Below are 13,550 nucleotides of genomic sequence, written 5' to 3' on the forward strand. Positions count from 1 at the left end.
GGGGGAAGAAGATCAGGCGGCCAGCGCGATGTCGGCGTGCGCGTCCGAACCGCCGACGCCGATGCCCAACAGGCGCAGGATTTCGCGCTTTTCGCTGGCAAGGTCGGACAGGTCGTGCGTCTTGACGCGGTGGGCCAGGTTGAATTCGCGCAGCACCCGCGCCGGACGCGGGCTGAAGACGACGATGCGATCGGCCAGGAACAGGGCCTCGTCGACGTCGTGGGTCACCAGCAGCACCGTCGGCTTTTCCTGCGCGATGAGCTGGCGCAGCACATCCTGCAGGCTCAGGCGGGTCAGCGCGTCCAGTGCGCCGAAGGGTTCGTCCATCAGCATGGTCTGGGGCTGGGCGATGAACGCGCGGGCCAGCGCAGCGCGCTGGCGCATGCCGCCGGAGACCTGATGGGGATAGTAGTGTTCGAAGCCTTCCAGGCTGACGCGCGCCAGCCATTCGCGTGCGGCTTCGCGGGCGCGCTTCTTGGGCGTGTTCTGGAATTCCAGCGCCAGCGCCACGTTGTCTTCCAGCGTCAGCCAGGGATACAGGGCGTGTTCCTGGAACACCAGCGTGCGGCTGGGATTCGGTCCCGTGACCTTGTCGCCGTCGGCCAGCACGCTGCCCTGCGTGGGCATTTCGAGCCCCGCGGCCAGATGCAGCAAGGTGGACTTACCGCAACCCGAGGGGCCGACCAGCGCGACCAGCTCGCCGGTCTTGAATTCACTGGTGAAGCCGTCGACGACGGGCAGGTCGCCGAAATGCTTGTGGACGTGGTCGAAAGTCAGGTTCATGGAACGAATCGTCAGCGCGCGTGAAAACGAGCCTCAAATCTAACAATTCGTTATATGAATCCAAACGATCAATATCGAATGTCTTTACTTCTTTTCGTAATAATGATCAGATCGTCGCCGGCTGCCGGCTGGCCGCCCGCTGCAATCCGAACGCAATGACGAAGCCCAGCGTGACGCACAGGGACGCGGCCAGGAAGATCGCGGGGTAGCCGAAGCCGCTGGAGATGTAGCCCGCGATCGGGCCGGTCACGCCCAGCGCCAGGTCCAGGAAGGCCGAATAGGCGCCCAGCGCCGCGCCGCGGCTGCCGGCCGGCACGCGCGCCACGGCCTCGACGCCGATGGCCGGGAACACCAGCGCGAAGCCGCAGCCGGTCAGCGCGGCGCCCAGCAGCGCCATGCCCGGGTTGGGCGCCAGCCACAACAGCAACAGACCGGCCGCTTCCACCACGAACGACACCTGCGCGACCCGGAATCCGCCAAAGCGGGTGATGGTGCCGGCGAACAGCAGGCGCACGCCAATGAAGGCGCCGCCGAACGCACTGAGCGCGCTTGCGGCGCCGTCCCATGAGACGCTGGCGTAATACAGCGCGACGAAGGCGGCCAGCGTGCCGAAGCCAACGGACCCCAGGCCCAGCGCCACGCCATGCGGAAATACGCGCAGCACCACGCTCTTAAAGGCCATGCGGTGCCCGCCCACGATGGCGACGGCCGGCCGGATCATGGCAAGACCCAGTCCGGCCAACCCCAGCAACAGCACCGCACCGCCCAGTGCGCCCATGCTCCAGTGCTTTTCAAGCTGCACGCCCAGCGGCGCGCCCAGCGCCAGCGCGCCATAGGTGGCGATGCCGTTCCAGGAAATGACGCGGGCGGTGTGCAGCGGCCCTACCCGCGCGATGGCCCAGGTGGCCGAGCCGGTGCCGACCCAGCTCTCGCCGAATCCCAACGCCAGACGACTGAGGATGATTGCCGCCAGGCTGAGCCACGCGGTGCGTTCAAAGGCGTAGGCGAGCAGCAGAAAGATGCCGCTGATTGCGCAGGCCGCCATGCCGATGACGACGGTCTGCTTCGGGCCGACCGTATCGGCCATGCGGCCGGCGTGCGAGCGGCTGAGCAAGGTCGCCACGTACTGCACGCTGATCGCCAGGCCGGCCAGCACGGATCCGTATCCCAGGTTGCCGTGCACATAACCCGGCAGCACGGCCAGCGGCAGGCCGATGGCCAGGTAGCAGATGAAGGTAAAGAAGGCGATGGCAACGATGCGGGCCGTCAGGGTGAACGTGCCGATCTGCGCGCCATCAGGCGCGTCATGCATAGAGGGAGACATGTGGGGACAAAAAGAAGCCTGGCCGGACAGCCGCCAGGGTCGGGCCCGATGATAGCGCAGCGCAGATTGCGCCCGGCTGAACAGGTGGCCATCGCGGCCCGGCGGACTACATGGCGCGCGGCCGTGGCGCAAATGAGAAAGCGGCGCACGAACCCGTGCGCCGCTTCAGGACCCGCCGCGGAATCAGGCCTCGATGCCGCGCGAGGACAGGTAGTCTTCGTAGCCGCCGCGGTAGTCGACGATCTCGCCGGTGGGCAGGATTTCGATCACGCGCGTGGCCAGGCCGGACACGAATTCACGGTCATGCGACACGAACACCAGCGTGCCTTCGTACTTTTCCAGCGCGAACTGCAGCGACTCGATCGATTCCATGTCCAGGTGGTTGGTCGGCTCGTCGAGCAGCATCACGTTGTGCCGGCCCAGCATCAGGCGGCCGAAGGTCATGCGGTTCTTTTCGCCGCCGGACAGCACCTTGGGGGCCTTGGGCAGGTCGTCAGCGGAGAACAGCAGGCGGCCCAGCACCGAACGGATCGACTGGTCGTCGTCGCCCGGCTGGCGGTGGTCGCCCATCCAGTCCAGCAGGTTGATGTCGGTTTGCTGGAACTGGTCGGATACGTCCTGCGCCATGTAGCCGAGGTCGGCGTTGTCCGACCATTTCACCGTGCCCGAATCGGGTTGCAGGTCCTGCGCCAGGAGGCGCAGCAGCGTGGTCTTGCCGACGCCGTTGGCGCCGATGATGGCGATCTTTTCGCCGGCGTCGACCATGGCCGAGAACTTGGTGATGACGGGCGCGTCGTAGGCCTTGGTGAGGTTTTCGACAGTGACGGCCAGGCGGTGCATGACCTTGCTTTGCTCGAACCGGATGTACGGGTTCTGGCGCGACGAGGGTTTGACCACGACCTGGTCGGCCTTGATGCGGTCGATCTGCTTCAGGCGCGAGGTGGCCTGACGCGACTTGGACTTGTTGGCCGCGAAACGGCGGACAAAGTCCTGCAGTTCGGCGACGCGTTCCTTGGCCTTGGCGTTGTTGGCCACCAGGCGCTCGCGGGCCTGGGTGGAAGCCAGCATGTAGTCGTCGTAATTGCCGGCGTAGATGCGGATTTCACCGTAATCCACGTCAGCCATGTGCGTGCACACCTGGTTCAGGAAGTGACGATCGTGGCTGATGATGATCATCGTGCTCTGGTAGCCGTTGAGGACGTTTTCCAGCCAACGGATCGTGTTGATGTCCAGGTTGTTGGTGGGTTCATCCAGCAGCAGCACGTCGGGGTTCGAGAACAGCGCCTGCGCAAGCAGCACGCGCAGCTTCCAGCCCGGCGCGACTTCGCGCATCGGCAGATTGTGCTGGTCGACCGCGATTTCCAGGCCCAGCAGCAGTTCGCCCGCGCGGGCTTCGGCGGTGTAGCCGTCGTATTCCGCGAACTTGGCTTCCAGATCGGCCGCGCGCATGTAATCGTCTTCGGTCGCCTCCGGGTTGGCGTAGATCGCGTCACGCTCGGACATGGCGTCCCACATTTCGGTGTGGCCCATCATCACGACGTCCAGCACGCGCACGTCTTCAAACGCGAACTGGTCCTGGCGCAGCTTGCCCAGGCGCACGCCGGGTTCAAGCGCGACGTTGCCGCCGGAGGGTTCCAGGTCGCCGCCGATGATCTTCATGAACGTAGACTTGCCGGACCCATTGGCCCCGATCAGCCCGTACCGGTTGCCTTCCCCGAACTTGACGCTGACGTTCTCGAAAAGGGGCTTGGGACCGAACTGGATGGTGAGATTGGCGGTGGATATCACGGTGTATGTACGTTTGAAGGCGCCCGAAAGCGCATGCGGGAAAACCTGCTAGTGTAGCAAACGGGCTGCGGCCCTTATTTATATTGGCGAGAGCGGCGGTGCTGGAGCGCCGGACCGCCCGCCCCCGGCGCGCCGGACCGCCGCACCGCCAGACCGGGGATCAGTGGTGATGCTCGTCCAGCACCAGATGCGCGAGGCCCTTTTCGGTGGCGATGCCGACCTTCTGGCCGATGGGCAAGGTGGCTTTGGTGGCGACATGGCCGTACGGCAGACCGGTAATGACCGGCACCTTGACCGTCTTGCGCAGCCAGGCCACGACCTCGTGCAGATCGTACCCCTTGTCGTGCGGCGCCAGCTTGTACTCGGTGAAACGGCCCAGGACGATGGCCTTCTGGCGCCCCAGGATGCCGGCCTGCCAGAGCTGGATCAGCATGCGCTCGACGCGGTACGGATGCTCGGCCACGTCTTCCAGGAACAGGATGCCGCCGCGAATCTTCGGCATATACGGCGTGCCCAGCAGCGAGGTCAGCATCGCAAGGTTGCCGCCCCACAGGATGCCGCGCGCGTCGACCGGGTCGGCGTCCTGGGTTTCGAAGCTGAGGATCTCCAGCTCGCCGCGCATCACTTCGCCGAACAGCGCTTCGGTCAGGTCATCGACCTTTTTGCCGCCGAAGTCCTGGACCGCGGTGGCGCCCGTGTAGCTGACCGCGCCGGTCTGCGCCAGCAGCGCCAGGTTGAACGCCGTGAAATCGCTCATGCCGACAAAGCGCTTGCCGCTGTCGGCCATGGCCTTCCAGTCGATGGCGTGCAGCAACCGGCCCAGCCCGTAGCCGCCGCGCGTCACCATGACGATCGGCAGCTTCTGCTTCGTGGCGCGGGTCAGGCTGGCCAGGCGCTGGGCGTCCGTGCCGGCGAACCGTTGATGTTCGGCCAGCGCCGTGCGGTCCAGTGCGGTCTTGAAGCCCTGCTGCTCCAAGCGTTCGCGCGCCAGCGTCACGGTGGCGGGGTCGCGCACGGCGGACGACGGGGAAATCAGGTAGATGCCGCGGGCGTCCGGCTGGGGACCGTGATCGTGCGCGTGGTCGTGGCCATGATCGTGGCCATGATCGTGGTCGTGACCGCATGCGTCGCCGCAGTCCGGGCCGTGATCGTGCGGGTGATCGTGCGCCGGGGTGGCTGCGGCCTTGGCGCGGCGCGCCTTGGCGGCGGGCTTGGCAGCGGACTTGGCGGCTTTGGGGGTACTCATGCGATGGATTCCTTGGCGCGGCGTTCGCGGAAGAACCGGCGCAGCAGGTCGCCGCAGGGTTCGGCCAGCACGCCGCCGGTGACTGAAGTGTGATGGTTGAGCTTGGGCACGGACCCGACGTCCAGCACGCTGCCGCAGGCCCCGGTCTTGGGGTCGTACGCGCCGAACACCACGCGTGCAAGGCGCGCATGCAGCATGGCGCCGATGCACATCACGCACGGTTCCAGCGTGACGTAGACGGTGATGCCGGGCAGCCGGTAGTTTTCAAGCTGGCGCGCGGCGCCGCGCAGGGCGACGATCTCGGCGTGCGCCGTGGGATCGTGATCGATGATGGTGCGGTTGTAGCCCCGCCCCAGGATGTCGCCCTGGGCGGACACGACCAGCGCGCCCACCGGCACCTCGCCGATGTCGTAGGCGGCCTGGGCCTGTTCCAGGGCCAGGGTCATGAAACGCGCGTCCTGCTCGGTCCAGCGCGGCACCGCGTCCATCGGGGCCGACTCAGCCACGGTACACCCGCGATTTCAGCGCGATGCGGCCCGCCAGGCTGGTGACCGCTTCTTCGAGCCATTGATACAACTCAGCTTCTTCGTCGTAGCGGGCCTGGTTCAGGTTGGACACGCGCCCTTCTTCGATGAAGCCCCAGGCGCGGCTGCGCTTGTCGCGGTGCTTGGGATCCCAGACCCCAAAGGCAAAGCCGCCGGCACGGCGGATCAGCGAAAAGCACGGAATGTCGGTGTATCCGTCGCCCACGAAGACCATCTGGTCGAACGGGATGCGCAGCCGGTCCTCGGGCACCTTGCGGTTGACCTCGAACGGCTTGTTGCGGAATTCGCGGCCGATGATGCCCTTCTGAATGTGAAATAGGTAGCGAGTCTTGTCGGTAAAGCTGACGACGCGCCGCGGAAACGCGATGCCGCCGTCCTCGCCATAGACGAATTCGGACGCCCAGATTTCGGTGAATTCATGTGCGATGGGCGTCGAGCGCACCACGTCGCCGATGCCGCTGGAGATGAGATAGAACTCGAGCTGCACCTGCGGGTGCTCGGCCCGGACCGCGGCGCGCAGACGCTGGAACAGCGTGGCCACGCCATCGTGCAGATCAAGGCGCGCGCCCCAATCTTTCAGGCGCTGCTGCGTGATGAGGCCGTGCCGTCCCTGCCGGGACAGTTCGATCATCTTATAGAGATAGGCCGGCACGGGATCCCAGTCCTGCTGAAACAGCAGGGGATCGACCTCTTCCTTCCAGAACGAGGCCGTGTCCACGCCGATGCTGTCCAGGAAACCGGACGTGCTGTCCGAGGCCAGCGTGTCGTCGAAATCGAAAATCAGGGCGATGACGTCGGACATGAATATGCGTAAAAAAAGGCGACAGCCGCCATTTTGCCTGAATGCGGCAGCGGCTGCGCCTCGGAAGCGGCGCGGTGCATCACGCAGCGCCCTGCTTCACCTTCGCTTCATGCGCTTTAAATCATGCGCCCTGGTTCGGAGCAACGCCTTACTGGCGGATCGGCGCGGTCATCGTTCCCGTGCCGGGAGCGGGAGCCATGCCCGGGGCGGGAGCCATGCCCGGAGCCGGGGCCATGCCCGGCGCGGGGGCCATGCCCGGGGCCGTGCCGGCGGGCACCTGGATCACGGTCTCGCGCAGCACGCCGCCGCCCTGCACGCTGCCGCGCACGTTGCCCGGCGCGGTCATTTGCGTGACGCAATTCTGGCGCTGGGTTTCGGGCAGACGGTTGCAGCGCGCCACCATGTTCTGCTGCAGTTGTTCGGGGCTTTCTTCGCGGAGATTCTGGCGGCTGCGCTCCTGGCGCGCCGCGCCGGCTTCGCGCAGGCAGGCATCCAGCGCTTGCCCGGTCCTGCCGCTTTTGCAGGCGGCGACGTCCTGCTGATAGCTGGACTGCGCCGAGGCGCCGGAAGATTGCGCTTGAACCGCGCCAGCGGCGAGCATCAGGCCGGCGGTGCAGAGAATGGCAGCAAGGCGCTTCGAAGGCATGGGAACAGTATTCATGGTCAGCTCCTTATGAAGAGATTGAACCCGGACGGCGCGGTATCAACCGCGCCGCCAACTGACCTCACTATCCCATGACCGCGCGATGGGGGACATAACTAGCGACGTGAATTCGTAAGGTTACGTTTCAACGTCAGCAAACAGGGACGGCGCGAAATCAGCGCGCGTCTTTGTCCGCTTCCGCCTTGGTAAGGCGGTTGCGGTACGTGGCTGCGCGCATCAGCAACATGGCCGTGACAGGCGACGACACAATCAGCAGCAGCGTGATGATGACCTCGTGAAACACCGGGCGCGCGGACAGCGCCGAGAACACCAGGATGGAAGACGCCAGCACGCAGGCGCAGCCCATCGTGTTGCCCAGCGTGGGGGCATGGATGCGCGACTGGAAGGTGCGGAAACGCAGCAGCCCGGCCGAGCCGGTCACGGCCAGCAGTCCGCCCAGCACCAGCAGAATGGTGGCGGGGATACCGGCCCACAGGGGGATATCGACTTCCATCATGGCTCGATGACCTCGCCGCGCAACAGGAAACGCGCCATGGCGGTAGAGCCCACAAAGCCGAACAGCGCGATCAGCAGCGCGATGTCGAAGTACACCGACGTGCCGGACCGGATGCCGAACACCAGCATCGTCAGCATGCCGTTGATGTACAGCGTGTCCAGGGCCAGGACGCGGTCCTGGGCGGTGGGGCCGCGCAACAGGCGGATGGTGGCGAACACCATGCCCAGCGCAAAGCAGAGCAAGGCAAAGGATGCCGCCCAATACAGTACGGAATTCATTCGAACATCTCCATCAACGGGCGCTCGTAGCGCTGCTGCACCAGTTCGATCCACTCGTCTTCGTTTTGCAGATCGAGCACATGCAGCTTCAGCGCGTGGTCTTCAGTCAGGCTCACCCAGACCGTGCCGGGCGTGTAGGTGACGATGCAGGCCAGCATCGCCAGGCCATGCGGGTCGCGCATGGTGAGCGGGATCAGGATGAATCCCGGCGAGAACTCATTGCGGCGCGGATTGAGGATCAGCCGCGCGACCGCGATGTTGGACTTGATGATGTCCCACGTCACGTGCAGGAAAAGCGGGATCACCTTCCACAGGTGGCGCGGCCGTGCATGCAGCGGGCGCAGGCGCGAGGCGGCCCACGTGAACCACAGCGCCAGCGCGATGCCCAGGGCGATCTGCCCCGGCGACACGCTTTCATTGAGGAGCAGCCACAGTGCAAACAGCAGCGTGGGCAGGATCAGGAAGTAAAGGCGGCGCATCAGCTTCCTCCCTTGACGCCGCGCACGGTCTGCGCGGACATGACGGCGTCGATATACGACGCGGGCTGGTCGAGCGAACGGGCGGCGTCGTCCAGGTAGGCCGACACGGGACCCGCGCCGGCGGCCAGGCCCACGCACAGCAGCACCAGCACGGCGACCGGGCCTGCCTCGATCACGCGCAGGCGCGGCGTGCTGCGGTCGTCGCTGGCCCAGAAGATACGGATGCCGGTGCGGCCCAGGCCGATCAGGCCCGCCAGGCCCGACACCAGCACGGCGGCCACGAGCAGCCAGGCGTCCATCGGCGGCGCCGACTCGGTGGCGGCCGACACCGCTGCCGACAACAGCGAGAACTTGGCGACAAAGCCGGACAGTGGCGGCAGGCCGGTCACCAGCAACGCGCAGGAAATGAAGGCCAGGCCCAGGAACGCCATTGCCGCGGGAATCGCCACGCCGACGACGTCGTCGGAGCGGTTCACAGAGGTTGGATCGTCCAGGTCGAAGGCATCGAGCGTGACCGCCAGCACGTTTGCGCCGAAGCTGCGGGTGCGTTCGATCAGTTCGGCCAGCAGGAAGAACGCGCCCGTGGTCAGCACCGAGCTGATCAGGTAGAAGAGCGCGGGACCCGTGAGCGTCACGCCCGGCATGCCCAACGCGGTCAGCAACGTGCCGGCCGACACGATGACGCAGTAGCCGACCATTTTTTCCAGCTGCTGGGTCGCCAACAGGCCCAGGGCGCCAAACAGCAGCGTGGCCAGCCCGGCGGCAAACATCCAGTCCAGGCTGAAGGCGGCGGGCGCGCCGGTCGGCAGCAGCAGCGAGCCGATGCGCAACAGCGCGTAGATGCCGACCTTGGTCATGATGGAAAACATGGCCGCGATCGGTGCACCGGCCGAACCATACCCTTTGACCAGCCAGAAGTTGAGCGGCCAGGCCCCTGCCTTGACCAGGAAGGCCACGCCGAGGATGGCGGCGCCCGCCTCGAACAGCATGCGTTCGGCGCCCGCCAGATTGCCTGCGCGCAGCGCCAGGTCCGCCATGTTGAGCGTGCCCGTCACGCCGTAGATCAGCGCGATGCTGATCAGCAGCAGGAATGAGGCCACCAGGTTCACGGCGATGTACTGAAGGCCCGCGCTGACGCGCGCCACGCCGGACCCGTGCAGCAGCAGGCCGTAGGACGCCGCCAGCAGCACTTCGAAGAACACGAACAGGTTGAACAGGTCGCCGGTCAGGAAGGCGCCATTCAGGCCCATCAGCAGGAACTGGAACAGCGAATGGAAATGCACGCCGGCGCGGTCCCAGCGGGCCAGCGCGTAGACCAGCGTGGCCAGACCGAGTACGGCCGTCAGCGTCAGCATGACGGCGGCCAGGCGGTCGACCACCAGCACGATGCCGAACGGCGCGGGCCAGTCGCCCACCAGGTAGGCCCCTACCCCGTTTTCCCAGACGCCGGGCACGCCCCCGCCGGCCACGACCAGCAAGGCGATCGCCGCCGCCAACTGGGCAAGTGTCGACAGAAGCGCGACCCCGCCGCGCGCGTAGCGGCTGGTGTCGGCGAACAGCAGCATCGCTGCGCCCGCGACCAGCGGAATGATGATGGGCAGGACAGGAAGGTGTTGAAGCCAGAAACTCAAGATTGGGACTCCCGTCCATCAACGTGGTCGGTACCCGTGAGGCCCCGCGAGGCGAGCAGCACAACCAGGAACAACGCGGTGGTGGCAAAGCCGATGACGATGGCGGTCAGCACCAGCGCCTGCGGCAGCGGATCCGCATACCAGGAAGGATCATGCGCCATGGACGGGTCCACCACCGGCGGCCTGCCGGACGTGAGCCGGCCCATGCCGAAGATGAAGAGGTTCACTGCGTAGGAGACCAGCGACAGGCCCATGATGAATTGGAACGTCCGGGGCCGCAGCAGCAGCCACACGCCCGAGCCCGCCAGCACGCCGATTGCGGCAGCGTATATCAATTCCATCAGGCTTCTCCTGTTTGAACGGCGGCCGCCTGGAGCTCGGCGGCGGCCTTGCGTTGCGCGCGCAGCGATTGGTGGGCAAGCGCCACCAGCACCAGCACGGTGGATCCGACGACCAGCATGTAGACGCCCAGATCAAAAAGCAGCACGCTGGACACGTGGACGTGGCCAATCAGCGGCAGCGCGACGTCCCAGGCCAGCGCGGCAAGGAACGGCTTGTAGGCCAGCCACGCGCTCACGGCGGCAATGCCGGCGGACAGCAGCCCGATGCCGATCCAGTTCTGGGGATTCAGGCGGCTGCGGGATTCGACCCAATACACCCCGCCCACCATGTATTGCAGGATGACGGAGGTGGCGAAGATGAGGCCGCCCACGAAACCGCCGCCGGGCTGGTTGTGGCCGCGCAAGAGGAAATACACGGAGATCAGCGCGGCAATCGGCAGCAGCAGGCGCACCAGCACCGCGGGCACCATCATCGAGCCTGCGGGCACCGGCGACTTGATGTCGGGCGCGTCCGGGATGCCGCCGTCCTGATCCATCTGCTGGCGCGGAATGTCCGCGCTCTCGGCGGCTGGACGGAAGCGGCGCAACAGGGCGTAGACGGTCAGCGCCACGATGCCAAGCACCGTGATTTCGCCGAACGTATCGAAGCCGCGGAAGTCCACGAGGATCACGTTGACGACGTTGGTGCCGCCGCCGTCAGGCAGCGCGCGATTCACGAAATAGGACGAAATGGGATTGGTCTGCGGCCGCGCCAGCACCGAATAGGCCAGCGCGGACATGCCCGTGCCGGCGGCGACTGCCAGCAGCAGATCGCGCAGACGGCGGCCGCGTGCCTGCAGCGTGGCTTTCAGGCTTTCCTCGTCGTCCTGCACAATGCGGCGAGGCAGCCAGCGCAGGCCCAGCAACAACAGCACCAGCGTCACGACCTCGACAGACAGCTGCGTCAGCGCCAGATCGGGCGCGGAGAACCAGACGAAGGTCAGGCAGGTGATCAGCCCTGCCCCGCCCGCCAGCGCCAGGGAGGCCAGGCGGTGGTACTTGGCCTGGAACGCGGCGGCCAGGGCGCAGGTGCCGCCCACGATCCACAGCAAGGCGAAAACCGGATCGACCGGCGTCAGGCGCACGGCGCCGTCCAGCCAGCCGCCGGCGCGCAGCGGCAGCCACGCGACGAACAGCGTGCCCACCAGGATCAGCACCATCTGCACCTGCAGACGCGTGGACGACACCCAGCGCAGCAGCCATGCGGCGGCGACGCTGGAGCCATCGAGCAGCGCTTCGAAGGTGCGGCGGCCGTCAAGGCGGTAGATGAACGGCACCCGGCCCGGATTGGCGCGCTGATGCGCGCGCAGGGCCAGGTACAGCAGCACGCCTGCGGTAGTGGCGACCAGGCTCATCGCCAGCGGAAGATTGAAACCGTGCCAGACGGCCAGGCTGTAGTCGGGCATGTTCTCGCCCAGGATGCTCTGCGCCGCAGTGGCCAGGAACGGGCCGACGGTCAGGCTGGGAACGATGCCCACCAACAGGCACATCATGACCAGCAATGCGCTCGGCAACAGCATCCAGCGCGGCGGCTCGTGGGGCTCGCGCGGCAGGTCGGTGGCCGGTGGGCCGAAGAACACTTGCAGGATGAAACGCAGCGAATAGGCGACGCTGAATGCGCCGGCGATCGTGGCGAGCAGCGGCAGGCCAAGCTGGACGTAGCGGTCGGCACTGACGAAGGTGGTTTCCGCAAAGAACATTTCCTTGGACAGGAAACCGTTCAGCAGCGGCACACCCGCCATCGAAGCCGCAGCCACCATCGCCAGCGTGGCCGTGATGGGCATTGCCTTATACAGCCCGGACAGCCGGCCCAGGTCGCGCGTGCCGGTTTCGTGGTCGACCACGCCCGCCGCCATGAAGAGCGACGCCTTGAACGTAGCGTGGTTGATCATGTGGAAGATGGCGGCCACCAGCGCCAGCGTGCTGTTCAGACCCAGCAGCAGCGTGATGAGGCCCAGGTGGCTGATCGTGGAATACGCCAGCACGCCCTTCATGTCCTGCTGGAAGATGGCTGCATAGGCGCCCAGCACCAGGGTGATGAGACCCAGCCCGCCGATGATCCAGAACCACTCGTCGGTGCCAGACAGCACGGGCCAGAAGCGCGCCAGCAGGAAAACGCCTGCTTTGACCATCGTGGCCGAGTGCAGATAGGCGGACACAGGCGTGGGCGCGGCCATGGCGTTGGGCAGCCAGAAATGGAACGGGAATTGCGCGCTCTTGGTCAGCGCGCCCAGCGCCACCAGCACCAGGACGGCTGGATACCAGGGGTCGGCGCGGACCAGGTCGCCCGACGCCAGGACGCGGTCCATGTCGTAGCTGCCGACGATATGACCCAGGATCAGCACGCCGGCCAGCAGACAGAGACCGCCCGCCCCGGTGACCGTCAGCGCCATGCGCGCGCCCCGGCGCGCGTCCAGGCGGTGGTGCCAGTAGGCGATCAGCATGAACGACGCCAGGCTGGTCATTTCCCAGAACAGAACCAGCTGGATCAAGTTGCCCGAGAGCACCACGCCGAGCATGGCGCCCATGAAGGCCTGGAAGAACGAAAAGAAGCGTGGGACCGGGTCTTCCGGCGACATGTAATAGCGCGCGTACAACACGACCAGCGCGCCCATGCCGGAGACGATCAGCGCAAAGAGCCACGCGTAGCCGTCCATGCGCAGGGTAAATTGCAGACCCAGGGCGGGCGCCCAAGGCATGTCGGCCCGTATGACGCCGCCGTTGGCGACGTCCGGATAGAGCGTCGCGATCAGAACCACGCACGCGAGGGCGATGAGGCCAGCCAACCACGCCTCGGCGTTGCGGGCGTTGGAAGGCAGCAGCGCGGCGCACAGGCTGCCGGCGAACGGCAGAGCGAGGATCAGGATCAGCGACATGGCGTTCCGAAAATGTCCGGGCCCCCTCCCGCCAGCGCAGGGCAGCGAGAGACGAAACAGACCGGGGATTGAAAAACGGACGGAACCCTTGGCCCGGTGCGTCGCTGCACTACACGTTGCCCCGAGGGGTCATCAACCAACGCCAATTGAACGGCGCAGACAGAAACAAACGCAATAGCTTTCTTGCAAGACCGGGCAAGAATCTCAGCCGAAAAATATCAGATTCTTGTAAGTTATGCAGGGATTTATGTACGTACC

13 protein-coding genes are annotated in these 13,550 nt (G+C 66.1%); all 13 read right to left on the reverse strand.

The annotated features are described in order from the left end of the window. Positions 1–12 precede the first annotated feature (12 nt). The 13 genes from B2W22_RS05915 to B2W22_RS05975 all read right to left on the reverse strand — a co-directional run bounded on the left by B2W22_RS05915 (position 13) and on the right by B2W22_RS05975 (position 13,292). Positions 13–783 carry an ABC transporter ATP-binding protein gene (locus B2W22_RS05915; protein WP_175185370.1) on the reverse strand — a complete coding sequence of 257 codons (771 nt, stop codon included), beginning with the start codon at positions 781–783 and terminating at the stop codon, positions 13–15. Between the two features lie 106 nt (positions 784–889). Continuing rightward, positions 890–2,107 (reverse strand): MFS transporter, encoded by a 1,218-nt coding sequence (locus B2W22_RS05920; protein ID WP_286936605.1) that lies wholly within the window; start codon positions 2,105–2,107, stop codon positions 890–892. Between the two features lie 183 nt (positions 2,108–2,290). Continuing rightward, positions 2,291–3,895, reverse strand: coding sequence for an ABC-F family ATPase (locus tag B2W22_RS05925; protein ID WP_175121724.1), 1,605 nt, complete (start codon positions 3,893–3,895; stop codon positions 2,291–2,293). Between the two features lie 160 nt (positions 3,896–4,055). After that, complete coding sequence (locus B2W22_RS05930) at positions 4,056–5,141, reverse strand: LD-carboxypeptidase (RefSeq protein WP_286936607.1); 1,086 nt, start codon at positions 5,139–5,141, stop codon at positions 4,056–4,058. After that, a complete protein-coding gene (gene tadA / locus B2W22_RS05935) occupies positions 5,138–5,629 on the reverse strand; it encodes a tRNA adenosine(34) deaminase TadA (protein ID WP_175122009.1) in 492 nt (163 codons plus the stop codon). The genes B2W22_RS05930 and tadA overlap by 4 nt, the downstream gene beginning before the upstream one ends. Positions 5,630–5,639: 10 nt before the next feature. After that, the gene (locus B2W22_RS05940; RefSeq protein ID WP_175121726.1) at positions 5,640–6,488 is read right to left on the reverse strand and encodes a haloacid dehalogenase-like hydrolase; all 849 of its coding nucleotides are present in this window, start codon (positions 6,486–6,488) and stop codon (positions 5,640–5,642) included. A 148-nt stretch (positions 6,489–6,636) separates the two neighbouring features. Continuing rightward, the gene (locus B2W22_RS05945; protein WP_254594272.1) at positions 6,637–7,149 is read right to left on the reverse strand and encodes a hypothetical protein; all 513 of its coding nucleotides are present in this window, start codon (positions 7,147–7,149) and stop codon (positions 6,637–6,639) included. 157 nt (positions 7,150–7,306) lie between these two features. After that, positions 7,307–7,648, reverse strand: coding sequence for a monovalent cation/H(+) antiporter subunit G (mnhG, locus tag B2W22_RS05950; protein WP_175121727.1), 342 nt, complete (start codon positions 7,646–7,648; stop codon positions 7,307–7,309). After that, complete coding sequence (locus B2W22_RS05955; protein ID WP_056317324.1) at positions 7,645–7,926, reverse strand: K+/H+ antiporter subunit F; 282 nt, start codon at positions 7,924–7,926, stop codon at positions 7,645–7,647. The genes mnhG and B2W22_RS05955 overlap by 4 nt, the downstream gene beginning before the upstream one ends. Further along, positions 7,923–8,405: a Na+/H+ antiporter subunit E gene (locus B2W22_RS05960; RefSeq protein WP_175121728.1), complete on the reverse strand. Its 483-nt coding sequence runs from the start codon at positions 8,403–8,405 to the stop codon at positions 7,923–7,925. Before B2W22_RS05960 ends, B2W22_RS05955 begins: the two co-directional genes overlap by 4 nt. Continuing rightward, complete coding sequence (locus B2W22_RS05965; protein WP_175121729.1) at positions 8,405–10,036, reverse strand: monovalent cation/H+ antiporter subunit D; 1,632 nt, start codon at positions 10,034–10,036, stop codon at positions 8,405–8,407. Before B2W22_RS05965 ends, B2W22_RS05960 begins: the two co-directional genes overlap by 1 nt. Continuing rightward, positions 10,033–10,377, reverse strand: a complete 345-nt coding sequence (locus B2W22_RS05970) for a Na+/H+ antiporter subunit C (RefSeq protein WP_175121730.1) — start codon at positions 10,375–10,377, stop codon at positions 10,033–10,035. The genes B2W22_RS05965 and B2W22_RS05970 overlap by 4 nt, the downstream gene beginning before the upstream one ends. After that, entirely contained in the window at positions 10,377–13,292 is a 2,916-nt protein-coding gene (locus B2W22_RS05975) for a monovalent cation/H+ antiporter subunit A (protein ID WP_286936609.1), read from the reverse strand. The genes B2W22_RS05970 and B2W22_RS05975 overlap by 1 nt, the downstream gene beginning before the upstream one ends. Positions 13,293–13,550 lie beyond the last annotated feature (258 nt).

It is taken from the genome of Achromobacter sp. UBA4530 (genome assembly GCF_002388205.1).
Taxonomy (GTDB): Bacteria; Pseudomonadota; Gammaproteobacteria; order Burkholderiales; family Burkholderiaceae_B; genus Achromobacter; species Achromobacter animicus.